The organism is Nocardiopsis aegyptia (assembly GCF_013410755.1).
Lineage (GTDB): Bacteria > Actinomycetota > Actinomycetes > Streptosporangiales > Streptosporangiaceae > Nocardiopsis > Nocardiopsis aegyptia.
Genome location: NZ_JACCFS010000001.1, coordinates 4,101,142 through 4,127,973, shown reverse-complemented (window position 1 = coordinate 4,127,973; position 26,832 = coordinate 4,101,142). Strand labels below are relative to the sequence as shown.

General features: G+C 72.5%; 26 protein-coding genes. 16 read left to right on the top strand and 10 right to left on the bottom strand.

Annotated elements, in window-relative coordinates; genetic code table 11:
* Positions 1-260: 260 nt before the first annotated feature.
* Positions 261-923 (bottom strand): phosphate signaling complex protein PhoU, encoded by a 663-nt coding sequence (gene phoU / locus HNR10_RS18510; RefSeq protein ID WP_179825248.1) that lies wholly within the window; start codon positions 921-923, stop codon positions 261-263.
* A 148-nt stretch (positions 924-1,071) separates the two neighbouring features.
* Here phoU and HNR10_RS18505 point away from each other — a divergent pair, with 148 nt between their 5' ends.
* The 4 genes from HNR10_RS18505 (at position 1,072) to HNR10_RS18490 (ending at position 5,097) form a co-directional block, all read left to right on the top strand.
* Complete coding sequence (locus HNR10_RS18505; protein WP_376769796.1) at positions 1,072-2,241, top strand: sensor histidine kinase; 1,170 nt, start codon at positions 1,072-1,074, stop codon at positions 2,239-2,241.
* Positions 2,238-2,936 carry a response regulator transcription factor gene (locus HNR10_RS18500; RefSeq protein WP_053616752.1) on the top strand — a complete coding sequence of 233 codons (699 nt, stop codon included), beginning with the start codon at positions 2,238-2,240 and terminating at the stop codon, positions 2,934-2,936. Before HNR10_RS18505 ends, HNR10_RS18500 begins: the two co-directional genes overlap by 4 nt.
* Before the next feature lie 268 nt (positions 2,937-3,204).
* The gene (locus HNR10_RS18495; protein WP_179825243.1) at positions 3,205-3,864 is read left to right on the top strand and encodes a hypothetical protein; all 660 of its coding nucleotides are present in this window, start codon (positions 3,205-3,207) and stop codon (positions 3,862-3,864) included.
* Positions 3,865-3,882: 18 nt separating this feature from the next.
* A complete protein-coding gene (locus HNR10_RS18490) occupies positions 3,883-5,097 on the top strand; it encodes a PQQ-binding-like beta-propeller repeat protein (protein ID WP_179825241.1) in 1,215 nt (404 codons plus the stop codon).
* A 6-nt stretch (positions 5,098-5,103) separates the two neighbouring features.
* Here HNR10_RS18490 and dtd read toward each other — a convergent pair whose 3' ends face one another.
* Positions 5,104-5,529 (bottom strand): D-aminoacyl-tRNA deacylase, encoded by a 426-nt coding sequence (gene dtd / locus HNR10_RS18485; RefSeq protein WP_053616753.1) that lies wholly within the window; start codon positions 5,527-5,529, stop codon positions 5,104-5,106.
* Between the two features lie 73 nt (positions 5,530-5,602).
* Positions 5,603-7,447 carry a DUF2207 domain-containing protein gene (locus HNR10_RS18480; RefSeq protein ID WP_179825239.1) on the bottom strand — a complete coding sequence of 615 codons (1,845 nt, stop codon included), beginning with the start codon at positions 7,445-7,447 and terminating at the stop codon, positions 5,603-5,605.
* Positions 7,448-7,591: 144 nt separating this feature from the next.
* Here HNR10_RS18480 and HNR10_RS18475 point away from each other — a divergent pair, with 144 nt between their 5' ends.
* The 3 genes from HNR10_RS18475 to HNR10_RS18465 all read left to right on the top strand — a co-directional run bounded on the left by HNR10_RS18475 (position 7,592) and on the right by HNR10_RS18465 (position 12,298).
* Complete coding sequence (locus HNR10_RS18475; RefSeq protein ID WP_179829811.1) at positions 7,592-8,506, top strand: neutral zinc metallopeptidase; 915 nt, start codon at positions 7,592-7,594, stop codon at positions 8,504-8,506.
* Positions 8,507-8,538: 32 nt separating this feature from the next.
* Entirely contained in the window at positions 8,539-9,468 is a 930-nt protein-coding gene (locus HNR10_RS18470; RefSeq protein WP_179829810.1) for a neutral zinc metallopeptidase, read from the top strand.
* 523 nt (positions 9,469-9,991) lie between these two features.
* Positions 9,992-12,298: a hypothetical protein gene (locus HNR10_RS18465; RefSeq protein WP_179829809.1), complete on the top strand. Its 2,307-nt coding sequence runs from the start codon at positions 9,992-9,994 to the stop codon at positions 12,296-12,298.
* A gap of 3 nt (positions 12,299-12,301) precedes the next feature.
* Here the strand turns inward: HNR10_RS18465 and HNR10_RS18460 are convergent, their stop codons facing one another.
* The 3 genes from HNR10_RS18460 to HNR10_RS18450 all read right to left on the bottom strand — a co-directional run bounded on the left by HNR10_RS18460 (position 12,302) and on the right by HNR10_RS18450 (position 14,050).
* Positions 12,302-12,598, bottom strand: a complete 297-nt coding sequence (locus HNR10_RS18460; RefSeq protein ID WP_179825238.1) for a DUF2516 family protein — start codon at positions 12,596-12,598, stop codon at positions 12,302-12,304.
* 139 nt (positions 12,599-12,737) lie between these two features.
* Positions 12,738-13,682, bottom strand: a complete 945-nt coding sequence (locus HNR10_RS18455; protein ID WP_179825236.1) for a M56 family metallopeptidase — start codon at positions 13,680-13,682, stop codon at positions 12,738-12,740.
* Between the two features lie 5 nt (positions 13,683-13,687).
* Positions 13,688-14,050, bottom strand: a complete 363-nt coding sequence (locus HNR10_RS18450) for a BlaI/MecI/CopY family transcriptional regulator (protein WP_082376267.1) — start codon at positions 14,048-14,050, stop codon at positions 13,688-13,690.
* Positions 14,051-14,282: 232 nt separating this feature from the next.
* Between HNR10_RS18450 and HNR10_RS18445 the strand changes: the two genes are divergently transcribed.
* On the top strand, positions 14,283-14,813 hold the full coding sequence (locus tag HNR10_RS18445) for an O-acetyl-ADP-ribose deacetylase (RefSeq protein ID WP_179825234.1): 531 nt from the start codon (positions 14,283-14,285) through the stop codon (positions 14,811-14,813).
* Between the two features lie 38 nt (positions 14,814-14,851).
* On the opposite strand, the gene HNR10_RS18440 is transcribed toward HNR10_RS18445, so the two are convergent.
* Positions 14,852-16,156, bottom strand: a complete 1,305-nt coding sequence (locus HNR10_RS18440) for a cryptochrome/photolyase family protein (protein WP_179825232.1) — start codon at positions 16,154-16,156, stop codon at positions 14,852-14,854.
* Positions 16,157-16,245: 89 nt separating this feature from the next.
* Here HNR10_RS18440 and HNR10_RS18435 point away from each other — a divergent pair, with 89 nt between their 5' ends.
* The 5 genes from HNR10_RS18435 to HNR10_RS18415 all read left to right on the top strand — a co-directional run bounded on the left by HNR10_RS18435 (position 16,246) and on the right by HNR10_RS18415 (position 21,120).
* Positions 16,246-17,229, top strand: coding sequence for a YbgA family protein (locus tag HNR10_RS18435; RefSeq protein ID WP_179825230.1), 984 nt, complete (start codon positions 16,246-16,248; stop codon positions 17,227-17,229).
* 124 nt (positions 17,230-17,353) lie between these two features.
* Entirely contained in the window at positions 17,354-18,349 is a 996-nt protein-coding gene (locus HNR10_RS18430; protein ID WP_179825227.1) for an alpha/beta hydrolase, read from the top strand.
* Positions 18,350-18,457: 108 nt separating this feature from the next.
* Positions 18,458-19,756: a D-inositol-3-phosphate glycosyltransferase gene (mshA, locus tag HNR10_RS18425; RefSeq protein ID WP_179825225.1), complete on the top strand. Its 1,299-nt coding sequence runs from the start codon at positions 18,458-18,460 to the stop codon at positions 19,754-19,756.
* The gene (locus tag HNR10_RS18420; protein WP_179825223.1) at positions 19,753-20,316 is read left to right on the top strand and encodes a YbjN domain-containing protein; all 564 of its coding nucleotides are present in this window, start codon (positions 19,753-19,755) and stop codon (positions 20,314-20,316) included. Before mshA ends, HNR10_RS18420 begins: the two co-directional genes overlap by 4 nt.
* Before the next feature lie 57 nt (positions 20,317-20,373).
* On the top strand, positions 20,374-21,120 hold the full coding sequence (locus HNR10_RS18415) for a phosphoglyceromutase (RefSeq protein WP_179825221.1): 747 nt from the start codon (positions 20,374-20,376) through the stop codon (positions 21,118-21,120).
* A gap of 185 nt (positions 21,121-21,305) precedes the next feature.
* Here the strand turns inward: HNR10_RS18415 and HNR10_RS18410 are convergent, their stop codons facing one another.
* Positions 21,306-21,668: a DsrE family protein gene (locus HNR10_RS18410; protein WP_179825219.1), complete on the bottom strand. Its 363-nt coding sequence runs from the start codon at positions 21,666-21,668 to the stop codon at positions 21,306-21,308.
* A 5-nt stretch (positions 21,669-21,673) separates the two neighbouring features.
* Positions 21,674-22,450, bottom strand: a complete 777-nt coding sequence (locus tag HNR10_RS18405) for a hypothetical protein (RefSeq protein WP_179825217.1) — start codon at positions 22,448-22,450, stop codon at positions 21,674-21,676.
* Between the two features lie 206 nt (positions 22,451-22,656).
* Here HNR10_RS18405 and HNR10_RS18400 point away from each other — a divergent pair, with 206 nt between their 5' ends.
* Both HNR10_RS18400 and ygfZ read left to right on the top strand, forming a co-directional pair.
* Positions 22,657-23,214 (top strand): nitrobindin family protein, encoded by a 558-nt coding sequence (locus HNR10_RS18400; protein WP_179825215.1) that lies wholly within the window; start codon positions 22,657-22,659, stop codon positions 23,212-23,214.
* 647 nt (positions 23,215-23,861) lie between these two features.
* A complete protein-coding gene (gene ygfZ, locus HNR10_RS18395; protein WP_179825212.1) occupies positions 23,862-24,890 on the top strand; it encodes a CAF17-like 4Fe-4S cluster assembly/insertion protein YgfZ in 1,029 nt (342 codons plus the stop codon).
* Positions 24,891-24,952: 62 nt separating this feature from the next.
* On the opposite strand, the gene HNR10_RS18390 is transcribed toward ygfZ, so the two are convergent.
* Positions 24,953-25,897: an AraC family transcriptional regulator gene (locus tag HNR10_RS18390; protein WP_179825210.1), complete on the bottom strand. Its 945-nt coding sequence runs from the start codon at positions 25,895-25,897 to the stop codon at positions 24,953-24,955.
* A gap of 188 nt (positions 25,898-26,085) precedes the next feature.
* On the opposite strand from HNR10_RS18390, the gene HNR10_RS18385 reads away from it, so the two are divergent.
* A complete protein-coding gene (locus tag HNR10_RS18385) occupies positions 26,086-26,796 on the top strand; it encodes an SDR family oxidoreductase (RefSeq protein WP_179825208.1) in 711 nt (236 codons plus the stop codon).
* Positions 26,797-26,832: the final 36 nt, after the last annotated feature.

The window sequence follows — 26,832 nt, the reverse complement described above, 5'->3', positions numbered from 1 at the left end:
CGCCCTCCGAGCGCCCGCACCGACCCCGTTCCGCCCGCCAGCGACCCGGCCCGACAGCGAGCCGGCCCGGATGACACTCCCTGGTCCGGCCCACGACGCCGCCCGGCCGCAACGCGACCCGGCCCACGACGCCGCCCGGCCGCAACGCGACCCGGCCCACGACGCCGCCCGGCCGCAACGCGACCCGGCTCACGCCGCGGCCCGACCGACTCCCCCGGCCCGGCTCGCGTCCTCAGCCCGGCTCACGCCCCCGGCCCGGCTCACGACTCCGGCTCGTAGTCCTCCCGCTTCTCGCCGGTCACCATGTACACCAGGTTGTCCGCGACGTGCACCGCGTGGTCACCGAAGCGTTCGTAGAAGCGGCCGACCAGCGTCACGTCCATGGTCGCCTCCACCCCGTACTCCCATCCCGGGGTGAGGATCCGCTGCAGCAGCTTGCGGCGCAGCCGGTCCATCCGGTCGTCGTCCTTGTCCAGCTCCAGCGCGGTGTCGGGGTCCCGCTCGGTGATGACCTCGCCGGCCTTGGTCACCAGCATCTCCGCCTGGTGCCCCATCTCCAGCACGATCGAGCGGACCGGCTTGGGGATCGCCGAGTCCGGGTGCCGCCGCCGGGCGATCTTCGCCAGGTGGACCGCGTGGTCGCCCATCCGCTCCAGGTCGCCGCGCATGTAGAGCGACGTGATGATCATCCGCAGGTCGGAGGCGACCGGCTGCTGGCGGGCCATCAGGCTGAACGCCGTGTCCTCGATCTCCTGGTCGAGGCGGTTGATCGCCTCGTCACCGGAGATGACCTCCTGGGCGGCGGTGAGGTCGCTGTCGAGCAGCGCCGTGGTGGCGCGGGCGACCGCGTGCCTGGCCAGCCTGGTCATCTCGACGAGGCGTTCGCCCAGGCTGTCGAGGTCCTCGTGGTAGGTATCGCGCATGGCGTCAATGCTCCCAGTGGTTGTTTGAAGTGTCGGCCAAGAGTTGGTGAACGATGGAAGAAGCTCGGTTGTGTCGCGGCCCCTCAGCGGGTAAAGACCGAGTCCGTCCGTTTACGATCGAACCGTGCAAGGGGAACTACTCGCTGCCGTGACCGGCATCTTCGGACTCGTGACGGGCATCGTCTTCGGTGTCCTCGCCGGTCCCTTCTTCCGTGCCCGCGCGGTCGACCGCAGGACACCGGACCCGCCTCGTCCCGACGGCAGTACGCTGCCGCCCGGGATCGCCGAGGTGCTCTCCGCGCTTCCCTCCTCCGCCGTCGTACTCGACTCCGCCGACCGCGTGCTGCGCGCCTCGTCCGCGGCCCGCGCCTTCGGCATCGTCCGGGGCGAGGAACTCGTCATCACCGAACTCCTGGCCCTGGCCAGGCAGGTACGGCGGGACGGGGTGATCCGGGAGACGGACATCGAGGTGGCCGTCCGCAAGTTCGGCCCCGACGCCACGTCCTTCGCGGTCCGCGTGGCCCCCCTGGGCGGCACCGGGCTCGTCCTCGTCCTGGCCGAGGACCAGACCGAACACCGCCGGGTGGAGGCCGTCCGGCGCGACTTCGTGGCCAACATCTCGCACGAGTTGAAGACTCCGGTCGGCGCACTGTCCCTGCTGGCGGAAACGGTACAGGACGCCAGCGACGATCCCGAGGCGGTGCGACGCTTCACCGACCGCATGCAGACCGAGGCGTCCCGCCTGACCGCGGTCATCCAGGACCTCATCACGCTCTCGCGCATCCAGGGCGCGGAGCCGATGGCCGAGCCCACCCGGGTGGACCTGGGACCCGTCGTGGAGGAGGCGCTCGACTCGGTGCGCATGCCCGCGGACGCCAAGGGCATCGAGCTGGTCGGCAGCGGCGCGGAGGGCGTCACCGTCCTCGGCGACGAGGGCCTGCTCGGCACGGCCCTGCGCAACCTGGTGGCCAACGCCGTGGCCTACAGTCCGAAGAACACGCGGGTCGCCGTCTCGGTCGGCGTGTCCAGGACCAGCGTGGACATCAGCGTCGCGGACCAGGGGATCGGGATCCCCCAGCAGGACCTGGAAAGGATCTTCGAGCGGTTCTACCGTGTGGACGCCGCTCGGAGCCGGGCCACCGGCGGAACCGGTCTCGGCCTGGCGATCGTCAAGCACATCATGACCCACCACCGTGGAGAAGTGAACGTGTGGAGCAAGGAGGGGTCCGGGTCGACGTTCACTCTGCGTCTGCCCAGACCCGAGAACCGGGGGGCCGAAGCCTCCCGGAACACCGACCGTCAGGAGGCGGCACAGTGACGCGCGTACTCGTTGTCGAGGACGAGGAATCGTACAGCGACGCCCTGTCGTACATGTTGCGCAAGGAGGGCTTCGAGGTCGCCGTGGCGCCCACGGGAACCGTGGCCCTGGAGACCTTCGACCGCACCGGCGCCGACCTGGTGCTGCTGGACCTGATGCTGCCGGGGCTGTCGGGCACCGAGGTGTGCCGGACCCTGCGGCAGAAGTCCAACGTCCCCGTGATCATGCTCACCGCCAAGGACTCCGAGATCGACAAGGTCGTCGGTCTGGAACTCGGCGCCGACGACTACGTGACCAAGCCCTTCTCGTCCCGCGAACTGGTGGCGCGCATCCGTGCGGTGCTGCGCCGCAGGGGCGAGGACGAGGTGGTCCTGCCCGCCGCCCTGGAGGCCGGTCCCGTCCGTATGGACGTGGAGCGGCACGTGGTGACGGTGCGCGGCGACCACGTGCAGCTTCCCCTGAAGGAGTTCGAGCTGCTGGAGGTGCTCCTGCGCAACGCCGGGCGGGTGCTCACCCGGATGCAGCTCATCGACCGGGTGTGGGGCGCCGACTACGTCGGTGACACCAAGACCCTCGACGTGCACGTCAAGCGCCTGCGCGCGAAGATCGAGGAGGACCCCGGCACCCCGAGGTACATCGTGACCGTGCGCGGCCTGGGCTACAAGTTCGAGCCGGTGACCGCCGCGGTGGAGTAGGTCGTCCCCACCTCCCTCTCCCCTTCCCTCCCAGTCCCGGGACGTGGCCCGCCACCTCCCGGGACCGTCGCATCCGGGCCCTGCCCCGGGCCCTGTCGCGCCCGTGGTCCGCTCCCGACCGCGTCCCCGTCCGTACGCGCTGTTATCTTGTCGAGCGCGCTTCCGGCGTACCGCCCGTTTCCGGGCGGAGTGCCGGCACGCCGGTGCGGTGGAAACGGGGACACAGGTGAAGAGTGCGGCGCGGTCCGACGAGTGGACGCTTGCGACGGTGCTGGGCTGGACCGGGGCCGGGCTGATCGCCGGCGGAATCCTGCTCGCGGGCGTGAACATCGTCCGTTTCTCCCCGCGGGGTGAGCCGTTGACCACACCCCAGGGCGGCGGCCTGTGGTGGATCACCCTGGGGCTCGGGCTGGTCGTGCTCGGTGTGGTGCTGCAGTGCAACGGCCGGGACCCCGACGCCGGCCCGGCGAAGCGTCGGTCCTGGGGTTACACGGCCTTCCTGCTGGTGACCGGCGCGCTCTGTCTCGCCGTGGCCTGTGTGGGTTTCTCGCCCGACCTGTTCGTCGTGACGGCCGGGTCGGACCGCGTCCACCGGGCCGACTCCCCCGGAACCTCGACGCTGGTGGTGACCCTGGTCATCGCCCTCGGCATGGTGCTGATGGCCGCGGCCGGGAGCTGGCCCCGGCTCCAGCCGCAGAGCCGGTCGATGCCGCCCGCCGTCGGCGGTCTCGCACTGGTCCTGGTGATCGAACTGGGACTGCGCGCGGCGGGTCTGTACCAGGCCACGGAGCACACGGTCGCCGGCGCCGACGCCTTCCCGGACGTGCCCGTCCCAGTACCGACCGATGTCGCCGAGGCCGGTTGGACGTGGGAGCCGCCGGCGGACACCGACCTGGTGGCCGTGGAGCCGGGTGCGTTCGGCCCCTGATGGTCCCTCGGGGACGGGGTGACCGCCCTGGACGGCACCTCGGGGGAGGAGCTCTGGAGCCACCGCCATCCGGCCGGCCAGACGGAGGTCGCGGTGGTCGACGGCGGCGCGCGGGCCCTCGTCAGCCTCCTTCCGCCCGAGGAGGGCTTCGGCGACCGCCGCGTCACCGAGATCGACACCGCCACCGGGGAGGTCGTCGGGGAGACCGCCGAGCCGCCCCCCGCGTCCGGGGACGAGGACACCAGTGCGACCCTCCTGGACCGAACGGCCGACATGCGGCTCTACACGTGGGACGCGTCGGGTGAGCCCGACCGGATCAGTGCGCGCCCGACGGGCGCGAACGACGAAGCATGGTCCTTCCGGGTGCCGGACGACGGCGTTCGGTGGTGCGGTGCCGAGCACGAATGGTACGCGGGGGAGAACGTCGTCCTGATCGACGACCGCCTCGTCGTCCTGTACGGCTGCGCCGACGCGGACCGGGCACGTGAGTGGGGTTTCCCGTGGGACATGACCGGAGACCCCGACGAGTCCTTCACCGTGACGGTCGCGGCCATCGACATGGACACCGGCGAGGTCGTCTGGGAGGAGGGCTGGGACACCGCGGGGGAGGGCTCGTTCCACTTCGCCCCCGGGCAGCCGTTCCCCACGCGCGAGGAGCACCTGGTGGTCGCTGTGGAGAGCGGGAGCGGCCAGGGGGCACCCCGGGTCCTGGACCTGCGTGACGGAGCACGTGACGGAGCACGTGTCGGCGCACCGCCGTCGGAGCCGACAGCGCACGGATCGGAGATGGTCGAGGGCTACGAGCGGCTGGTGGACGCCGGCCACGACGGCACCGTGCTGCTCACCCAGGACGACGACTCGGGCGAGCCGGCGGCCTGGGGCTTCCACAGGGTGTCTCCCGAGGGAGAGACCACCGCAACGGCGTGGATTCCTGAGCAGCTCGTGTACTCCGCCGACCTGGAGGGGGCCGCCGTGCTGGACGGTTCCGTGGCCGTCCTCAGCGGCTTGTCCTTGGACGACGACACGGAGGATCGCGTCATCACGGCCGTGATCGCTCCCTTCGGCGGCGAACCTGACGCGGGACACGCGATCGAGCTCGTGTACGCGCACGGTGGAAGCGACGCCGACGAGTACCGGGACGTGGGGACGCCTCGGCTCGTTCCCGTGCCCGGCTCGGTCGTCGCCTACGTCCAGACCACGGAGCCCATGGTCGTCCACGGCCTGGTGGGCTGACGCGCCTCAGACCTCGACGATGACCGTGAAGGGGCCCTCGTTGGTGAGGGCGACGGACATCTGGGCGCCGAACACCCCCGTGGCGACCTCCGCGCCCAGGTCGCGCAGCTCCTTGACCACCGCGTCCACCAGGGGCTCGGCGACGGGGCCCGGGGCGGCCGCCTGCCATGTGGGGCGGCGGCCCTTGCGCGCGTCGCCGTAGAGGGTGAACTGGCTGACCACGAGCAGCGGGGCCCCGATGTCGGAGCACGACTTCTCGTCCTCCAGGATGCGCAGCCCCCACAGCTTCCTCGCGACCTTGCGCGCCTCGGCCTCGGTGTCCTCGTGGGTCACGCCCACCAGCGCCATCAGGCCGGGCCGGTCGATCGCCCCCACGACCTCGCCGCCGACCGTCACCGACGCGTGCGACACCCGCTGCACCACAGCACGCATGCCGTCCCTCCTCCTGTGTTCCCGCCCGCCCCGCGGGCCGGTCCGTCCGCGCCCACGACCCTACGGCAGGCCGCTACCGCAACCGGCGCTGGTTGAGCAGCCGCAGCCGGCGGCTGTTGGTGATGATGCCGGTGAGGATCACCGTGAACGCGCTGATGGAGTCGGCGAAGTCCTCGATCCGCCACTCGCGCGGACCGGTGTACCACGCCAGGCCGTCGCCGGTCAGCTCCTCGTCGCTGAGGTCGGCGAGCGCGGCCGACGCCAGGATGTTCGCCCACCGGTCGACGTCGTCGAAGATCACCGCGTACGGCAGGTAGCGCGAGTAGAGCTCCACCCGCTGCCCCGCCGGCGCGGTCGCCGACCGCTGGCTGAGCAGGTAGTCGCGGAACCCCATGGTGTGCGCGAACACCGAACTGCCCAGCTTGGTCTTGGCCGGCATGTACTGGGCGCCCGCCGTGACGGCCGCGCCCGCGATGACGACGGCCAGTCCGGTGAACGCCGCCGAGGTGAACGCCGCCAGCAGACCGGTCAGGACCACGCCGGAGACGGTGATGACCATGCCGGCGGTGCTCCAGCGGCCGCGCACCTGGTGCGGCGGGCGGGCGAACCAGCGCAGCCGGACCATGTCGCGGTACAGCTCCTCGCGCACGCGGTCGATGCGGGCGGGGAAGTCGTCGACGGTGCTCCGCGATCCCACGCGCGACAGGCGCACGGTCGCGTGCTCGCCGAACAGGGCGTCCATCAGCAGCCACTCGTAGGGCAGCAGGGACTCCCCCGGCGGGCCGTCCAGGCGGACCAGCCGCCAGTCCACGGACGTGAAGTGCTCGTGGGGCAGCTCCTCCAGCCGGATGTAGCCGCGCACCGCCAGGTCGACCACCGCGCCGGTGAGGTCGGTGATGTCCACGGTCTCGTTGACCAGCGTGCCGATCTGGCCCGGGTGCACGCCGTCGGGCGGTTCGAACCGCGGCCGCCCCTGGTCGCCGGGTCCGACGGGCGCCTGGTCGCCCCGGGCGGCCTCCTTGCGCAACGCGCGCTCGTCCCGTCCACGGACCCGGATCAGGACCACCAGTCCGCCCACGAGCACCACCAGCAGCAGCCCGAACACACTGGAGGTCATCGGGGTGACCTCGAAGGCCGACACGAGGGACCAGCGCCGGGTGAGGATGGGCTCGCCCTGCGCGGTGCCGGGCGGGTAGTTGACGACGATGTCCAGGCGGTCCTGCGGGTCCATGTCGGCCTGGAGGAAGTGCGCGAGGTCGGAGCCCTCCCCCATGTCGGAGGCGGTGCAGTAGATCGCGCTGAGCCGTTCCCCGGCCAGGCAGGAGAGCGCCTCGGGCGGCAGTGGCGCGGTCACGGTGACGTCCGTGGCCGTGACGCGGTGGCTGTAGCCGCCGACCGCCCGCCACTCCATCTGGATGCCCTGGGCGACCTCGCTGACGGTGCCGGTGACCTGGTAGGAGAGCACCACTCCGCCGGTACCGGCGGTGTCGATCCGGGCGAGCAGCTTGCCGTCGATTTTCTCCGTCCGGACCTCCACCGGTTCGCCCTCGAGGTCGGTCGCCGCGACCGCGCTCACGTCGAAGTTCCGGTCGTGGTCGGTGTCGTAGAGCATGGTCTCGGTGAGCGACCGGGTGAAGGTCTCGGGAGCGGTCCCGTTGAACGTGAGGGTCTCCTCGCCGTGGAGCATCCCGCGCTCGTCGAGCCGGAGCCGTATGTCGTTGTGGATCTCCGGGTCCACCGCGGCCGGAGCGCCAGCCGCCGCCGTTCGTGCCCCCGGTACTGTGGTGCCCGGTGCCGCAGTCGCGGCGTGGGCCCGTCCCTGCGTCCCGGCCACGACGGGCACCAGAAGCAGCGAGGAGTACACGAAAAGAGCCGTCGCCACCGCGACGGCCGGGCGCCAGGAGCCGACCCACCACATGTCGCGAGAGCCTATCCGGTCCGATGGGGCCGCGTCGCCACGGGGCGTTGTCGCGTACCCGCGCACAGTGGAGGGCCGAACGTGAGCCGGAGCGTGTCCGCGGGTCCGGAGTTCTGGTCCGAGCGACAGGGGTTCCTCCAGCGGATGGGGCTCGGGGTGTCGCTGTGTCTGGTGGCGGGGCTGGCGGCGATGGGGTTCACGGGGTTCCTCGCGATCTCCGAGCTCCTGCACGCCGCCGATCCCGCGTGGTCCCACCCGGTGGCCGACCAGGAGCACACCGCGCCGGTCACGCCGTCGAACGGTACCGGGAGCGGGAGCGGCACCGCTGGGGGCGAGGGGGCCACGACCGTCGGCCGGAGCGCTCCCCTGGACGACAGCCCCCTGTACCGTATCGGTGAGCTGGGCGAGGTGACCTGTACGGCGCCGGAGCTGGACAAGGACGACACCGAGTCGGTGGAGACCTTCGCCCACGCGATCGCCGACTGTCTCGACCAGGCCTGGGGCGACTACTTCGCCTCGGCGGGGCTGGAGTTCAGCTCGCCGAACCGCGTCTACTGGACCGCCGCGGGCCACAGCCCGTGCGGAGCGTTCCCCTCGGAGGGCACGGCGGCGTTCTACTGCGGCGCCAACCAGGGCCTCTACCTGGGTTTGGAGGACATCGTGGCGGCCTCGGCCGACAACGAGAATCCCGAGGCCTACACGTTCCTCATCAGCCACGAGTACGGTCATCACGTCCAGGGACAGTCGCGCATCCTCGCGCAGTTCCACAGCGCGAGGGCGGGTGCCGAGCAGGAGGAGGCCGACGAGCTGAGCCGACGCAACGAGCTCCAGGCCAACTGCCTGGGCGGCGTGTTCCTGGGGGCCGCCCGCGACTCGCTGGGCTACGGCCCCGCCGAGCGGCGCAACATCCTCGACGACGTCGAACTCCGTAGCGACCGGGGCCGCGGCCGGACCCACGGGTCGGCGGAGAACGGCCGGATGTGGACCGCCCACGGCATGGACCGCGTGGACCCGGCGTCCTGCGACACCTGGAACGTGGACGAGGACCTGGTGCGGTGAGCGGGCGCCGCTCGGGCCGGGGGCCGCTCACCATGGTGGGCGGCCTGCTCGCGGCCCTGTTCGCGCTCGCCCTCCTCTCGTGGACGGCGGTCACCGAGGACGCTCCGCCGGACGGGACGGCCTCCGACGGCACGGCCGGGGCGGTGGGCACCGCGCCCGACGACAAGCCCGCGCAGGAGCCGTCGGGGGGCTCCGGTGTGCTGGGGGCCTCGGGCCGCCTGAACCAGCCCGAGCGCCCCTCGGGCCACGCGGCCCTGGTGGCCAACCCCCTCTACGACACCGGTCGGCTGAGCCCGCTGCCCTGCCCGGTCGACGAACCGGACGTGGACGACGCCGCCGAGATGGAGGAGTTCCTGCACGCGGTGGCGGACTGCCTGGACGACGCGTGGACGACCCAGTTCGCACGGGCGGGGATCCCGTTCGAGCCGCCGGAGCGGGTGTTCTGGTCCGAGCCGGGCGTGAGCCCGTGCCGTGCCTACCCGTCGTCGGCGGGCGCCTTCTACTGCCGGGCGAGCACGAGCATCTACATCGGCACCTCGGACGTGGTGGAGAAGTGGAACGGCGCCGGCCGCAGCGTGGTGTACGCGTCGCTGCTGGCCCATGAGTACAGCCACCACGTGCAGGGCGAGTCCGGGTTGCTGGAGTACTACCACGGGCAGCGCCAGGAGGAGTCGGACGCCGAGGGGCGCAACGCGTGGACGCGCCGCAGTGAGCTGCAGGCCAACTGCCTGGCGGGCGCGTTCCTGGGCTCGGTACGGGTCACCTACCCGTTGGGCGACGACGACCTGGAGTCGCTGTTGGAGGACGCCGCGGCCACCGCGGACCGGGAGGACGGCCCCGAGTCGGAGCGCACGCACGGCTCGAAGGACAACGGCGTGTGGTGGACGCGGGCGGGGTGGGAGCAGCAGTCGCCGGGCGCCTGCAACACCTGGGACGTGGACGACGAGGACCTGGTGGAGTAGGTCCGGGCACCGACCGGATCCGGCCAGGGGCGGTTGTCCACAGGTCGTTCGTTACCGCTGTCGCTCGGCCACTCAGCGTGGCAGGATGCTGAATATGCAGGACCACGACTCCCCCCTGGGTTCTCCCGCGCCCGCGACCGCCGACCCCCTCCGTTCGCCCCGCACGACCGGCAGCTCCCCGGTCGGGCCCCACGTGCGAGAGGACGTCCCCGCGGGCGAACCGCGTGCCACGGAACCCCGTGCGTGGAAAGGGGTCCGTACCTTCGGGTCCGACGCCACCGGGCCCCACGTGCGAGAGATCGTCCCCGCGGGCCGACCCGGCAGCGCGGAGCCCCGCGCACGGGAGGGGTCCCGTACCCGCGGGTCCGACGCGGGCAAGCAGCGTGCCACAGAACCCCGCGCGCGGGAAGACGTCCGTCGCGTCGACCCCGCGAGGGCCGAACCGCCGGCCTTCGAACCCGGTATCGCGGAACCCGGGGTGCGGGAGTGCTCTCCCGACGATCCCCGGTCCCTCGCGGACCGGGTGGAACTGCGGGTGCACGGCGTCAGCGGCGGGCAGGCGGAGGAGCTGTTGGACGTCGAGCCCGCGATGCGCGTGGGCGGCGACCGGCTGGCCGGGTTCTTCCGGTGGCGCCGCGAACCCGACACCGAGACCGTCCCCGGCGTGCGGCGGGAGATCTTCGCGTGGGGCAACCTGACGTCGGGCAGTTCCTCACGGGCGCTGTGGCTGCTGTTACTCCCGTTCATGCTGCTCAACGTGGCGTACTGGATGCGTCCGGGCCGGATGGACCGTGAACCCGCCGGGCTGAGCCGGGTGGCCAACAACGTGTACGGGGCGAGCGTGCGCCTGCTCGCGCTGTCGCTGACCGCTCTCATCACCCTGGCCACGGCCGGGATCGGGATGGACCTGGTGGCGTGGCAGTGCGGTGGCCTGGGCGAGGCGTGCGCCGACGCCAGGCCGTGGCTGGGCTTCCTGTCCGCCGCCGACTCCCCGCTCTCCGCCCCGGGCACGACACTGCTGGTGGGCGCTGCGCTGCCGATCGCGGTGGTACTCGTGCTGTGGCGCCTGTCGCGGCGGACGGCCGCCGACTACGAGGTCGTGGCCTCGCCGGTGCCGCCCAGGGAGGCGGCCGAGGCGCCGCTCAGCCACGCGGAGTTCTGGCGCAACAGCGAGACCATGGCCCGGCTGCGGTCGGCGCACATCGCGGTGGCCGTGGGCATGGTCGCCCTGTTGCTGCTGGTCCCGGCGCTCCAGGACGACCTGGCGCGCGACGCGGATCCGGGTGTGCGGCCGTACGCGGGGCTCGCCCTGGCCGTGTTCCTGGGCGCGGTACTGACCGTCAGCGCCGCGAGTGTGCTCGTTCCGGGGGTGGATCCGCGCTGGAACGCGCGGGCGGACCGGGTCTGCCGGATCCTGCGCGACACCACCATCGTGCTGGCGGTGGCCGTCGCCGGGTACGCGGTGTGGCCGCGTGCGGGCTGGTCCGCGGAGGGCCGGCTGCCCGGCCACGACACCGCGCTCAACGCTTTGTTCGCCGTCCAGGGCACGTTCGCCGTGCTCCTTCTGACGGCGGCGCTGGTGCTCCACGCCGTGGACCGGGCGCACGACGGCGCGGCGATGCGCGGACTGGCGGGGCCGGCGACCGCGGTGCTGGGCGCCCTGCTGGGCGGCGGGTTCTCGGCGGCGCTGGTCTACCAGGGCTCGCTGTGGCTGAGCGGCTGCGGGACGAGGGACGCGGCCGGGGGCGACCACTGCCTGCCGCTGGATCCGCCCGCGGCCTACTCCTGGCTACAGCTCGCGTTCGCGTTCGAGGCGGCCATCGCGCTGGGCACGGCGGCGGTGCTCGCCCTGGAGGTGCGGCGCGGCACCCGGGCCCACGTACCGGCCGTCACCGAGCAGTACGCCCGGAGCGTGCGCGACCGGCGCACGTGGGACATCGCCCGGGCGCGGGCGGTCGGACGGCTGACGGAGGTCCTGCCGTCGGTGCTGGTGGCGCTCCTGGCGCCGGCGGTGCTGCTGGTGGTTCTGGTGCTCTACGCGGTGCTGTCCGGTGACCTGGTCGCCGGTGCGGTGACCGCGGACGCGGCGGTCTCCGGGCGGCTGGGTCTGCTGGCGCAGGAGGCGGTGACGGGGCTGGTGACCATCGGCTCCCTCATCGGTGGCCTGGCGCTGGTGGCGCTGGCCTGGATCGGGCGCAGTGCCTACCGGGACAGACCCACGCGCCAGGCGGTGGGTGCCCTGTGGGACGTGGGCACGTTCTGGCCCCGGGTCGCGCACCCGCTGGCGCCGCCCTCCTACGCGGAGCGGGCGGTCCCGCAGCTGACCGCGCGCGTGGCGCGGATGGCCAGGGACGGCACGGGTGTGGTGCTCTCGGGGCATTCACAGGGATCAGTACTGGCCGCGGCCACGGTGTGGCAGCTGCCCGCCGACGTCCAGGGGCGTATCGCGCTCGTCACCCACGGATCGCCGCTGAACCGGCTGTACGCGCGCTACTTCCCCGCCTACTTCGGGCCGGTGGCCTTCGCCGACCTGCGGACCCGGGTGTCGGACTGGCGCAACCTGTGGCGGATGACGGACGCCATCGCGGGGCCGGTGCGCATGCGCGACGCCGCCGGGGAGATCGGGGAGGACGAGGTGGTGTCCATCGCCGAGCCGCTGCCCGACCCGCGGTCCTACGACGCGCCGCCGGGCGAGGCCCGCAGACCGGAGATCCTGGGCCACTCGCACTACACGGGCGATCCCGCCTACGCGGAGTCGCTCTGGCAGGTGTTGCGGACCCTGGACGAGAGTCCGCGGCCCGACCACCGCCCCCAAGGGACCGGGGCGTGAGGTCTACCAGGGGCCGTAGGGGCCGTTGTTGCGACCGCCCTGGCTCCCCTTGACCGCCGGACGCACGTCCAGGAGGAAGATGAGCGTGGCCACGAGACCCATGATCACGAGGAAACCCGTGCCGGTGAGCACCGCCAGCAGGGACACACCGGTGGCGGCACCCGTGAGGATGACCCACAGCCTCTTGTTCTGCTTGTCCATGATCTCGAACGCGGAGGCCGGTGTGCGCAGTGCCTCGATCAGCGCGTAGAGGCTGGCCACGAAAGTGGCCGTGTAGATGGCCATCCAGATCAGGTACATGCACACTCCCGACTACGTCCCGAACGGGGGTCCGCCCGCTCTCCACAGTAAACGGATCGGATCCGCGATTGGTGCCCGGTCGAGGCTGAGATCACACGGGGCGCCGTGCGGGGTCGGCGCGCGGCGAGCGCTCCGGTCGTCAGACGGGGATGTGCCAGAGGCAGGTGACGAAGGCCAGCAGGAACGCCGAGCCGCCCATGATGACGGCGCCCGCGTGGTACGGGAGTTCGTCGTCGGGGCGCAGGAGGCGGTTGACCCGGCGCATGACGTCGGGCTCGGACTCCTCGACGGCGGCCATCGCACCGGCGGGCACCGGAGCGGGACCGGCCGCGCCGAAGCGGAGCAGGGCCATGGCGAGCTCACGGCGGGAGCTGTGCCGACGGGCCTGGTCGTCGGCGCACATCTCGATGAGCAGCGCCACGCTCTCGTAGTAGGTGCGCACCAGCCGCACACGCGGGAACGCGCGCTTGAGGGAGGAGAACGGCAGCAGGACGAGGTCGTGCCGCTGGCGCAGGTGGGCGTTCTCGTGGGCGAGGACGGCGGCCAGCTCCGCGCGGTCCAGCACCGCCAGGGCCCCTTCGCTGATGACGACCTGTGAGCGCAGCACGCCGGGCAGGCAGTACGCGGCGGCGGCCGGGTGGTCCACCACGCGTGCGCCGGGGACGTCGGGGTGGTCCTTGGCGACCAGTTCCAGGAGGTCGTGGTGGCGGCGGCGTACGCGGACGACCTGCACGAAGGAGGAGACGAGACCGTAGAAGAGCACGAGGGTCAGCGCGGCGGCCAGCGCCACGGCCACGATGTGGCTGGCGCCCTCCGTGCCCAGGGACAGTTCGGAGGAGATGAGCCGGCCGGTGACGATGTCGCCGGCCAGGGCGAGCAGGCCGTGCGCGGCGCCCAGTTCGTAGGAGGACAGCCCGAACGCCAGGAGCGCACCGATGGTCGACACCCCCCAGGCCAGGCCGAGCGCCTGCCAGGTGATGACCGCGGTGTAGGGGCCGCGGGCCGGCCACTTCGCCCGATGGAGTACCTCCATGGCGATGAGACAGCCGACCGCGACGAGAGAGAGAAGTGCGGCACTGACCATACGGGCTAGTTCCTTGGCTGCTCGATTTCCCCGAGTGCGCGCCGGAGCGCTTCAGCCTCCTGGCCGTCCATGGACTGGACGAAGGCGGCCAGGGCCGCGTCGCGGTCCCCCGTCTGACCGAGGGCGTCGAACATCAGCTCGGACACGTAGGCCTCACGGCTCGCGGCCGGGCTGTACCGCCACGCACGACCCTCCCGCGCTCGTGAGACCACCTTCTTCTTGGCGAGTCGATCGAGCACGGTCATGACGGTCGTGTGTGCCAGGTCGCGTTCGGTGAGCGCTTTGCCGACCTCACGAACCGTCATTGGTTCGTTTCGTGCCCACAGTACATCCATCACCGCGCGTTCAAGTTCGCCAAGCCGATTCATGGATCCAAGTCTACCGGGGCTAGTACTACAGCCTGTCGTACCCCCGGTTAAATCCCGATCACCCGGCGGGGAGGGCGATGCGGCTCCGTCCGCCGGGCGGCCGGTCCGCCCGGGAGCGGACCCGAAGCCGCCTGTTCACGGACACCGGAGCCCGGCGGACCCGCCGAAATCACGTGCCGAAAGCAATCCGGGCGGCGATACTGCCGACCAACGCCGGGGAAGGATTTCCACCATGGGCACGAGCAACCACACGCGTCTCATCGTCACTAAAGGCGACATCACCGAACAAGAGGTGGACGCCATCGTCAACGCGGCCAACAGCTCCCTCCTCGGAGGCGGCGGGGTCGACGGCGCCATCCACCGCAAGGGCGGCAAGGCGGTCCTGGAGGAGTGCCGCCGCCTGCGTGCCGGACACCTCGGCGGCGGCCTGCCCGTCGGCCACGCGGTGGCCACCACCGCCGGGGCACTGCCCGCCCGCTGGGTGATCCACACGGTGGGGCCGGTGTACAGCACCACGGAGGACCGTGGTGCGCGGCTCGCCTCCTGCTACACCGAGTCCCTGCGCCTGGCGTACGATCTCGGGGCGTCGTCCGTGGCCTTCCCCGCGATTTCCACGGGTGTCTACCGGTGGCCGCTGGACGACGCCGCGCGCATCGCCGCGGAGGCGATCCACACGGCCGAGGCGCGCGTGCCCGAGATCCGGCTGGTCCTGTTCGACGACACCGCCCTGGCCGCGTTCCAGCGGGTCTTCGACCCCTCCTGACCGCCCGACGATCCTCCCTCGCTGCCCCCGGCCTCCGGTCAGTGCCCGGGATCGGCGATCGGCGGCGGGTATCCGGCCGGCGGGCTCTCCTCCCGCCAGGGCGTGTGGGCGCGTGCACCCGGCAGGCCGGCGAGTTCGGGGACGTACCTGCGGACGTAGTCGCCGCCGGGATCGAAGCGCCGGGCCTGGCGCAGCGGGTTGAAGGCCCGGTTGGGACGCGTGTCGTTGCCGGTCCCGGCGACCCACTGCCAGTTGCCGTGGTTGTCGGCGACGTCGCCGTCCACGAGGTGGTCCTCGAAGTGCGCGGCTCCCTCCCTCCAGTGCACCCGGAGCGTGCGCGTGAGGAACGCCGCGGTGATCATCCGGGTCCGGTTGTGCATGAACCCCTCCCGCAGGAGCTGGCGCATCCCCGCGTCCACGACGGGCACACCGGTCCGGCCCCTCCGCCAGGCCGCGACGGCGTCGGGGTCGTGCCGCCACCGGCGCCCCCGGTCCCGGTAGTCGCGGCGACCGATGTCGGGGAAGGCCGCCGTCACCTGGTGGTGGAAGTCCCTCCAGGCGAGCTGGCGCACGAACTCCCCGTGGCCTGGGTGGTCCCGTCCCGCGAGGGCGACCTCCAGCGGGGACAGGCAGCCGAAGCGCAGGTCGGCGGAGAGGTGCGAGGTGGCCGCCCCGGCCAGGTCGTCCCGCCGGTCCGGGTAGTCGGCCTGACCGCGCTCCACCCAGCTCCGGAGCCTGGCCCGGGCCGCGTCCTCGCCTCCGGTGATCCGGTGGGCGGCGCCCTCTCCCCGGCCGCGTTCCCGGAGCGAGCGCGGCAGCTCACCGGGCGCGACTCCGCCGTGTGCGGGGATCGCGCTCGGGGCCCGCTCGACCGCGCGCCAGGAGGAGCCCTCCCAGGCCCGCCAGTAGGGCGTGAACACCTTGTAGTGGTCGCCGCCCTGGGGCACGACCTCCCCGGGCGGAACGACGGTGAGTCCCGGGAACTCCCGCACGGACAAACCGGCCTCCCGCAGGCGCCGCGCGCGAAGGGCGGCGAAGCGGCTGACCCCGGCGCTCATGTGGACCGTGTCCGCACCGACCTCCCCCGCCAAGCGCAGGACCTCCCCGACCGTGTCGCCCCGGCGCAGGACCAGGTCGGCCCCCCTGCTGCGCAGCGACCACCGCAGGTCGGCGAGGGCTTCGGCCAGGTAGGCGTTCCTGTTGCGGGCGGCCCGGTCCACGAGGCGGTCGTCGATGACGAACAGCGGCAGCACGGGCCCACCGCCCGCCAGGGCGGCGCTCAACGCCGGATGGTCGTGGACCCGCAGGTCCTGGGTGAACAGGACGATCACGGTCGCCGGCACACGCCACCTCCAACGCACAGGGGATTTCCCCCATCACTCTAGGCGACGTTCTCCTGGCCGGGGCGGCCTTCACCCAGTAGCGTGAGGGCATGAGCGAGCCGCGCGCCATCTTCCGCCCCGCACCGGCCAGGCCCGTGGTCGGAGTCTCGAGCTGCCTGCTGGGAGCCCCGGTCCGCTACAACGGGGGCCATTCGCGTTCCCGGTTCCTCACCGACGAACTGGGACGGCACGTGGACTGGCTGCCCGTCTGCCCGGAGGCGGAGATCGGCCTGGGGGTCCCCCGGCCGACCCTGCGCCTCCAGCGGATCGGTGCGGACGACCGGGTCATCTCCAGCAAGGACGGCGCCGACCACACCGACGACCTCGCCGCGGTCGCGGACCGGCACCTGGGCGGCCTGGAGCACGTGGACGGCTACGTGCTCAAGAACAAGTCGCCGAGCTGCGGCCTCCTGGCGCTGCCCGTGTTCGACGACGCCGCGAACCGCGTCCACGGGAAGGGGCGCGGTGCCTTCGCCGAGCGCCTGACCCGCCTGCTGCCGGACCTGCCGGTGGAGGAGCAGGGGCGCCTGTCGGACGCGGGGCTGCGCGAGCACTTCGTCCAGCGGGTCTTCGCCCACGCCCGCCTCCGGCACCTGCTCTCGGACGACTGGCGGCCCCGGGACCTGGTGGAGTTCCACACGCGGCACAAGCTCCAGCTCATGTCCCACTCGACCGAGGGGTACCGGGAGACGGGCCGGATCGTCGCCGCGGTCGGCGACACCGACCGCGCGGAGACCGCGCGCGCCTACACGAGGGCCTTCCACACCACGATGGCGGTGCGCACGAGCCGTGGCAAGCACGCCAACGCGCTCCAGCACGCCTTCGGGATGCTGAGCCCGCTGCTGGACGACGCCCGCCGGCACGACCTGTTGGAGGCGATCGAGGCGTACCGGGTGGGCGAGGCCCCGCTCAGCCTCCCCATCGCGCTTCTGCGGCACCACTGCGCGGCGGAGGACGTCGTGTGGGCGCGCGAGCAGACCTACCTGCGCCCCTACCCGGACGATCTGCGGCTGCGCCATCCGGTCGACGTCTGACCACGGTGCGAATCCGCCGTTCCCGACACCACACGGATTCACTTGACTACAATAAGTGACCATCCGCGACCCACCGCGTTCCGGAGGGACGTGGTTGCCGCTGGTCCCGACTCTGAGGTTCGGTGTGTTCGCGACATTCTCCCGACGGGCCGTCGTTCTCGTCTCCTCCTGCGTCGTCGTCGTGGCCGCGGCGGCACTGGCCACCCTCCCGCCCGAGGGGGTCGCGGATCGGCTGGGCCTGCACCCGCCCGAGGCCGGCCCCGCGCTCGCCACCGGCCGGCTCGGACTTCCCGCCCACGTCGAACCGCCCGTCCCCGCGCCGATCCCCCAGCCCGGCCAGGTCGCCGTGTGCAACGAGCCCGGCACGGACCGGGTGGTGGCACTGCCCGACGACGCGGCTCCGGGCGGTGAGCGCCCCCTGTGGATCCGGCGACCGCCGGGCCCCGACAGTTCCGACCTTCCCGTCCTCTACCTCCTGCACGGCTCGGCCTCCACGCACGAGACCCTCATGGAGGAGGACCTCGGCCCGCTCCTGGACCGGGAGATGTGCCGCACCGGTGTCGAGTTCGTCGTCGCCGCGCCGCACGGCCAGGAGAACGGGGGCGCCACCACGGAGTGGGCCGACGCCGCCGACGGCCGGTTCGCGCTGGAGAGCTTCGTCACCGGACAGGTGATCGAGGCGGTCGAGGGCGAGCACGTCCGCCCGCGTGGCCTGCGGGCCATCGGCGGGTTCTCCATGGGCGGCTACGGAGCGGCCGCCACGGCGCTGCGCCACCCCGACCTGTACGCGCAGGTCGCGAGCTGGGCGGGGTACTTCCGCGTCGACGATCCCGACGGCGTGCTCGGCGACCGCGCGGCGGCCCACAGCCCCGACCGCCTACTCGACGGCGACGGGGTCGACGACCTGCGGTTCGTGCTGGTCGAGGGCACCGAGGAGCACACGCCGCTCCAGCAGGGGAGCATCCGCGGCGAGGCGGAGCGCTTCGCCGGGCTGCTCACCGACCGCGGTATGACAGTGGCCACGCTCCGGCCGCGCGGCGGGCACGACTTCCGCACGTGGGGGCGCTCCTTGCCCGGCGTGGTCGACTTCCTGGTGTCGGGGTGGACCGCTACACCCTAGGCCGGGGGCCGTCAATACCAGACCCCTCGGACAATCAAGGCGGGAACAGTGTGTACCTTCGTCGCTGTTGACGACAGCGGCTGTATACACGACGTGGAGGGACCACCGGTGTCAGGAACCGTGCCTGAGGGAGACCCCTGTTCCCTTCCCTCCCGCGTCGCCACCATCAGCCTGCACACCTCTCCCCTGGACCAGCCCGGCACCGGTGACGCCGGCGGTCTCAACGTGTACGTCGTCGAGGTCGCCCGCCGGATGGCCGAACGCGGCGTGGCCGTGGACGTGTTCACCCGCGCGACCCGCGCCGACCTGCCTCCGGTGGTGGAACTCGCCCCGGGCGTCAACGTCCGGCACGTCCCCGCCGGCCCCTTCGGCCACCTCGACAAGAACGCCCTCGCCGAACACCTGTGTCCGTTCATCTTCGGACTCCTGCGCGCCGAGGCCCAGGGGGATCCCGGCCACTATGACCTCGTCCACGGCCACTACTGGCTGTCCGGACGCGCGGGCGTGGTGGCCGCTCGCCGTTGGGGGGTGCCGATGGTGCAGTCGATGCACACGATGGCCCGTGTGAAGAACGCCGCCCTGGCCGAGGGCGACCGGCCCGAACCGGAGATGCGGGTGCGCGGCGAGGACCAGCTGGTCCGCCAGGCCGACCGGCTGATCGCCAACACCGACGACGAGGCGCGCCAGCTCAAGCAGCACTACGGCGCCCGCGACCACCAGATCAGCACGATCCCGCCGGGTGTGGACCTGGAGGTCTTCACCCCCGGCTCCCGGTCCGAGGCGCTGGCCCGCGTCGGCCTGGCCCCGGACACCGAACTCCTGTTGTTCGTGGGACGCGTGCAGCGGCTCAAGGCCCCCGACGTCCTCATCCGCGCCGCCGCCGAACTCCTGGAGCGCGACCCGTCCCTGCGCTCGCGCCTGGTGGTGGGCGTGGTCGGCGGGCTGTCCGGCGTCGGCCACAGCGAACCCCTCCTGCTCACCGACCTGGCCGAGTCCCTGGGCGTGGCCGACGTGGTGCGCCTGGAGCCCGCGCAGAACCGTCATCGGCTGGCCGACTACTACCGCGCGGCCACCGCGACCGTGGTGCCGTCCTACTCCGAGTCCTTCGGCCTGGTCGCGGTGGAGTCCCAGGCCTGCGGCACCCCGGTCGTCGCCGCGCGCGTGGGCGGGCTCACCACGGCCGTGTCGGGCGGCGAGTCCGGTGTGCTGGTGGAGGGGCACGACCCGTCCGACTACGCCGCCGAGCTGCACCGACTGATCGCCGAGCCCGCCTGGCGTGCCAAGCTGGCGATGGCGGCCCCCAAGCACGCCGCCACCCTGGGCTGGTCGCGGACCGTCGACGAACTGTTGGACGTGTACCGCACGAGCATCACCCCGCGCGCGCTGCCGCTGGCGGCGTGCCGATGACCGGAAGGGACCCGCAGGTGCAGACGCAGACGGCGCGTGAGGCCGCGGCGAGGGCGATCACCGAGGCGGTCGCCGAGGCCGGACTGGAGACGGAACTGCCCCGGGAGGGCTCCTTCCTCGTCACGATCCCCGGCCGGGCCAAGCTCAAGACACTCGTGTGGCTGGAGGTCGGCCCGCACAGCCTGGGCGTGACGTCGTTCTTCTGCCGCCAACCGGACGAGAACCACGGCGAGTTCTACCGCTGGCTGATGCAGCGCAACTCGGGCATGTTCGGAATGGCCTTCGCGGCCGACGAGGTCGGCGACGTGTACATCCGCGGACGCCTGCCGCTGGAGGGCGTCACGCCCGAGGAGGTCGACCGGCTGCTCGGGTGCGTGCTCACCTACTCCGACGAGAACTTCAACCGCGCGCTGGAGCTGGGCTTCGCCTCGGCGATCCGCAAGGAGTGGAAGTGGCGGGCCGAGCGCGGCCACGACATGCGCAACCTCCGGGCCTTCGCCCACCTGGCCGAGCCGCACGCGGGGACGGAGCCCGCGGCGCTCCCCGAGGGCCCTTCCTAACAGCGTTAGGAGATGCGGGCGCCCGATCGGACAAGCGGAGTGGCTAGGCTTGGTCCCATGGGAACTCTGGTACTGCTGCGACACGGTGAGAGCGTCTGGAACGCGAAGGGCCTGTTCACCGGCTGGGTGGACGTGGACCTGTCGGCGACGGGCGAGGACGAGGCCCGCCGGGGCGGTGAGCTGCTCAAGGACGCCGGTGTCACGCCGGACATCCTGCACACCTCGCTGCTCAAGCGCGCCATCCGCACCGCGAACCTGGCCCTGGACGCCGCCGACCTGCACTGGCTGCCGGTCGAGCGCTCCTGGCGCCTCAACGAGCGCCACTACGGCGCCCTGCAGGGCAAGGACAAGGCGCAGACGCGCGAGGAGTACGGCGAAGAGCAGTTCATGATCTGGCGCCGCTCCTACGACACCCCGCCGCCGCCCATCGCCGACGACGACCCCTACTCGCAGGCCGCCGACACCCGCTACGCGCAGCTGCCGTCGGAGCTCCGGCCGCGCACCGAGTGCCTCAAGGACGTGCTGGACCGCGCCCTGCCCTACTGGTACGACGCCATCGTCCCCGACCTGGCCGCCGGGAAGACCGTCCTGGTCGCCGCGCACGGCAACTCGCTGCGCGCCCTGGTCAAGCACCTGGACGGGATCAGCGACGCCGACATCGCCGGGCTGAACATCCCCACCGGCATCCCGCTGATGTACGACCTCGACGACGACTTCCACCCGCGCAACCCGGGCGGCACCTACCTCGACCCGGAGGCCGCCAAGGCCGCCATCGAGGCCGTCGCCAACCAGGGCAAGAAGTAGCCCACCCGTCGCCCACCATCGCCCTGGGGCGACCTACGGCGGGTGCAGGGCTACCGCCCTCAACGGAGAGCCTCCGGCTCCGGACCTGCCCACTCCGCTTCGGCTGAGGCTCCGCGCCGCCGCCGCTGATCGCTCGCGCCCGTGCCACCACCGGTGGCACGGGCGCCGTGCGTGCGGGGGCGGTTTCAGTAGACGAGTGCCTGGGCCCCGTCGGCCACGGCCTCCTCCACGAACGACGGCGCCCCGGCGATGCGCACGCCCTCGATGAGGTCGTCCTGGGCCAGGTCCCTGCGGGCGGCGCACTGCGTGCACACCGTCACGCGGCCGGCCGCGAGGACCGCGTCCAGGAGGTCGGACAGGGGGGCGGCGTGCGGGAGGGAGAACGCCTCGGCCCGGCCGGGGACGGCGAACCACGCCGACTCCCCGGTCAGCCAGAGCGAGACGTCGACCCCGCTGGCCAGGGCCGCCGCGGCGACCGTGAAGGCCTGGTTGCACCGCTCGGGGTCGTTCTCTCCGGCGGTGACCTTGATCACCAAGGAACGGGACATGTCGGTCAGCCTACTGACAAGCCGGCGAGGACCAGCACCGCCCCCACCGCCGCGCAGACCCCGAAGGCCACCGTGAGCGCGACCGCCTCCCGGCGCCGGGGCGGGGTGCGGGCGGGCTGCGCGTCGACGCCGTGCTCGATGGCCAGCCGGCCGCCCTCGGGGGCGACCAGGACGACCCGACCGTCGCGCAGTTGGACCCGTCCGCTGACACGCAGCCGCGCGCCGGGGCGGATCACCCACTCGCGGTACTCGAACTCGATCGTCTCACCGCGGAAGACCCCGGAGATCCGCCCGCGCACGCGCGGCAGCAGGTCGTCCGCGGCGGCGGCCACACCGGGTTGCGGGCGTCCCACCACGCGCTTGAGGCACAGTTCGGTGCCGCGGGTGTCGGCTTCGCCCGGGTCGACGAAGATGCGGTCGCCGTCGGCGCGGTCGCCCTCGGCCACCAGGCCGAACAGCTCCTCGCCGCCGTACTCGGCGATGGGGTCGCAGGCGCGTTCGCGCACCGTGCCGCCGTCGTGGTTGAGCGGCCAGTAGTGCCGCAGCACCTCGTGCCCGTGCCACACGCACTCCGCGCCGGCCAGTCCGGAGGTGATGGGGCCCGCGGGACCGGGGGCAGCGATCCCCGACAGGGTGACGCGCCGGCCTTCCAGCGCGGCGAGCGACCGGGGACGCAGTTGGGCGACACCGCGCTGGCGCAGCCAGCGGCGCAGGCCGATGACGGCGAGGGGCAGGAGGACGACCGCGGCGATGAGCAGCGCCGAACCGATGACCAGCAACACAGGCCGCCCCTTACTTCAGCGTCGGAGGTGGGAGACGACGGCGGGTTCGACACCCCGTGACCACACCGTGTCGCAGACAATCTTTACCAGTTCTTCGGGAAAGCGGGGCCAATTGGGCATGGCCGTCCCGGGGCGCGCTGGTGGCAGGGGGCGGAGCCGGGACGGGCGGACGTGCCAGTGCTCCGATCCGGCTACGCTCAGAGGTCATGGACGCTGAAGTGCACCCCGATCTGGCGAAACTGTCCTTCCTACTCGGCCGCTGGGAGGGCGTCGGCGTCGCCGGCTACGCCGAAGAGGAAGAGTTCCAGTTCGGGCAGGAGGTCGAGTTCTCCCACACCCCGGACGCGCCGTACCTGACCTACACCAGCAGGGCCTGGCGCATGAAGGCCGACGGCACGCTGGGCGAGGTCATCGCGGAGGAGTCCGGCTACTGGCGCGCGCTGTCGGAGGCCGACACCGCGCAGTACGCCAAGGACGACGACAAGAACATCATCCACCTCGAGGTGCTCATCACCCACAACGAGGGGTTCATCGAGTCCTACCTGGGCAACGTGTTCGCCAACCGGGTGGAGATGGCCACGAACGCGGTGATGCACACGATCACCGGCCTGGAGGTCACCGCCTCGCACCGCCTCTACGGGCTCTTCGGCGACGACCGCGAGACCCTGGGCTACGCGTGGGACCTGGCCGCGCGGGGACACGAACTGCGGTCGTACATGTCGGCGCAGCTGAAGAAGGCCGGCGCGCGGCCGGCCGAGAAGTAGCTCCGCGGCCGGACCGCGGGCATGGGCAGACCCCGGGTGTCCTCCCACCGAGGGGGTGGGGCCGGTCGGACGAGTTCCGGCGACCCGGGGTCCGGGTGTCCGTCGTGGATTCGCGGCGAACGACGTCGCGAACGCGAGCGTCGTCCTAGCGGACGGCCACCTCGCCAGTCCTGAGATAAACCATCTTTCGGACCACCTCCTTTCCTGCGTGCCACCGACAGTACGTCCCGCGGGTCCCGTCGGGCAAATGTTTTTCTGGTTCACATAACCGCAGGTCAGGGACATATTCGCGAACGGCTCGGCCGGGCGGCTAGGGCGTGTTCCGTGGATGCTGCCCGTCGCGAGCGGAGCAAAGGGGAACCGCGCCGTAGGCGTCCGTTGAGGGTGGTGGCGGGCGACGGGCAAAGGGGAACCGCGCCATAGGCGTCCGTTGAGGGTGGTGGCGGGCGACGGGCAAAGGGGAACCGCGCCATAGGCGTCCGTTGAGGGTGGTGGCGGGCGACGGGCAAAGGGGAACCGCGCCATAGGCGTCCGTTGAGGGTGGTGGCGGGCGACGGGCAAAGGGGAACCGCGCCGTAGGCGTCCGTTGAGGGTGGTGGCGGGCGACGGGCGGGCGTATCCGCGGAACATGACCTAGTCTCGGCGGTATGACTTCGCCGCTGCTGAGCACCCCCGGGGCCGTGACCGCCGAGCACACCGACTCCGGCGTCGCCGCGCACTACGGAGACCCCGCCCACGAGGGCCGTGCCGCCGAGCGCGCCGCCGCCTGGGTGGACCGCAGCAACCGGGGCGTGGTCCGGGTGAGCGGCCCCGACCGCCTCGGCTGGCTCAACGACCTCACCAGTCAGCTCACCACGGGCCTGGCCCCCGGTGTGGGCACCGAGGCCCTGGTCCTGGACACCCGCGGCCACCTGCGGCACCACCTGTCGCTGGTGGACGACGGGGAGTCCACCTGGATCCACACCGAGCCGGGCCGCGGTGCCGACCTGGCCGCGTTCCTGGACTCGATGCGCTTCATGCTGCGCGTGGAGGTCACCGACCTCGGCGACGACTTCGCCGTGCTGACCCTCCTCGGCCCCAAGCGCGCGGAGGCCGTCGACGGAGCCGGCGACGTCCTGGAGGGCGTGGTCGCGCGGCTGACGATGGACGAGACCGACCTGTTCGTGCCCGCCGAACGGCTGTCCGCCGCGGCCGAGGCGCTGACTGCCGCCGGAGCGCGGCCCGCCGGGATGTGGGCCTACGAGGCCGACCGGATCGCGCACCACAGGGTGCGCGCGGGCGTGGACACCGACGAGCGCACGATCCCGCACGAGGTGGACTGGGTCGGCCGCGCGGTGCACCTGGAGAAGGGCTGCTACCCGGGCCAGGAGACGGTGGCGCGGGTGCACAACCTGGGGCGTCCTCCGCGCCGCCTGGTCATGCTGCACCTGGACGGGACCGCCGAACGCCTGCCGGAGGTGGGCGCCGCGATCGAACTCGACGGGCGCAAGGTGGGCCGGGTGGGCTCGTCGGCCCGCCACCACGAGCTGGGTCCGATCGCGCTGGGCGTGCTCAAGCGCGCGGCTCCCACCGACGCCGACCTGGAGGTCGACGGGATCGCCGCGGGCCAGGAGGTCGTGGTGGACCCCGACACCGGCGCCAACGCCCAGATCGACCTGCGCCGGCGCCCGAGGTAGGCACGTCCGCGCCCGGGTCCGGGTCCGCGTCCGGGTCCGGGTCCGGGTCCGGGGCCGCCGGTTCAGGCGGCCGGGCGCCGGGCGCTCTCCCGTGCGGCGGTCCGGAAGCGTCCCGGCGACTGGCCGCGGGCACGGCTGAACGCCCGGTTGAAGGCGTGCGCGGAGGTGTAGCCGACCGCGTGGGCGACGGCCTCCAGGGGGTCGTCCGTGTCGCGCAGGCGCCGTGCCGCCAGGTCCATCCGCCACCGCGTGAGGTAGGAGCCCGGCGCCTGCCCGGCCGCGGCCAGGAAGCGCCTCGACAGCGTCGCCCGTGACACGGCCAGCTCCGCGGCGAGTGCCTCCGTGGTCCAGGCGCGGCCGGGATCGCGGTGCAGCCGGGTCAGCGCGTCGGTCACCAGCGGGTCGCCCAGGACGCGCAGCCACGAGCGCCCCGCCTCCTCCGGCCGGGTGAGGAGCCAGACCCTGAGCAGCTGGACCAGCAGGACGTCGACCAGGCGATCGAGGACGACGGCGGTCGCCATCTGCGGGTGGGCCATCTCACGCGCGAGCAGGCGGACGGTGTCGTCCAGGCAGGTGCCGCCGTGGTCGGCGCGCACGTGCACGACTGCGGGGAGGGTCGCCAGCACCTGCGTGGACATCGCGTGGTCGTACTCGTAGGAGGCGCCCAGGATATGGGTGCCGACCTCCCCCTCGCCGAGCCGGAGCACGTCGCCCTTGTCGCGTGCCAGCTCCGCGGCGACATGGTCGCATGCGGGCGACCGCACACCAGGGGCTCCGGAGACATCGTGCTCGCCTCCGCTCGGAAGCAGCACGGCGTCGCCCGGCATGAGCTGCCTGGGGTCGTGCCCCGGGACCGTGAGCCACGCCGTCCCGGCGGCGACGGCGTAGACGACGGCGGAACCGGGGGTCGGGGTCCAGCGCACGCCCCATCCCTCGGCGCCCTCGATCCGCGCCCCGAGCGTTCCGCGCACACCGGTGACGGTGAGGATGTCCGACAGCAAGTCCATCCGCGGACCCTACGCCGCGCGCGGCGGAGGTGTCCAGGTCCCGCCGGATCCGATGCGTGTGCTCGTATGCGACGAACGGACACTGATCTGCGCATGCGAGTCATCGACCCGCTCACGCCTTGCTCCCTACGGTGAATCGTGACAGTCGCCTTCGCGAGCACGTCCGCTCGCCGTCCACGGGAGAAAGCATGAAGCTCGCCGGAAGCACAGCCCTCGTCACCGGTGCCAACCGCGGCATCGGTCGGCACTTCGCCCTGCAGTTGCTCGAACGCGGCGCGGCCAAGGTCTACGCGACCGCCCGCACACCCGAGAAGGTCGACATCCCCGGAGCCGAGGTGCTGCCGCTCGACATCACCGATCCGGACTCGGTCGCCGCAGCGGCGTCGGCGGCGGCCGACGTCGACGTCCTGATCAACAACGCGGGGGTGTCCCTCCGGCAGAACCTCGTCCTCGGCGACCTGGAGCAGGTACGCCGGGAGATGGAGACCAACGTCTTCGGCACGCTCAACGTGATCCGCGCGTTCGCGCCCGCTCTGGCCGCGAACGGCGGCGGCGCCGTCCTGAACGTACTGTCCGCCCTGTCGTGGACGGTCTTCGACGGCGCGAACGGCTACGCCATGTCGAAGGCCGCCGCATGGTCCCTCACCAACGGCGTCCGGGTGGAACTCGCCGAGCAGGGAACGCTGGTGACCGGCCTGGTCCTGGCCGGGACCGACACCGACATGATGGCCGGGATCGACGCGGACCTGAACGACCCCGCCGACGTGGTGCGCGCGGCGCTCGACGGGCTCGCGGACGACCGGCCGGAGGTCCTCGCCGACGACACCACGGTGCAACTGAAGGCCGCGCTGTCCGCGGACGCCGGCGTGCCCTTCCAGAACCCGGCCAGGGCGCGGTAGCCGGCCGGTCCGCGTACGGGACCTCTCACGTGCGCG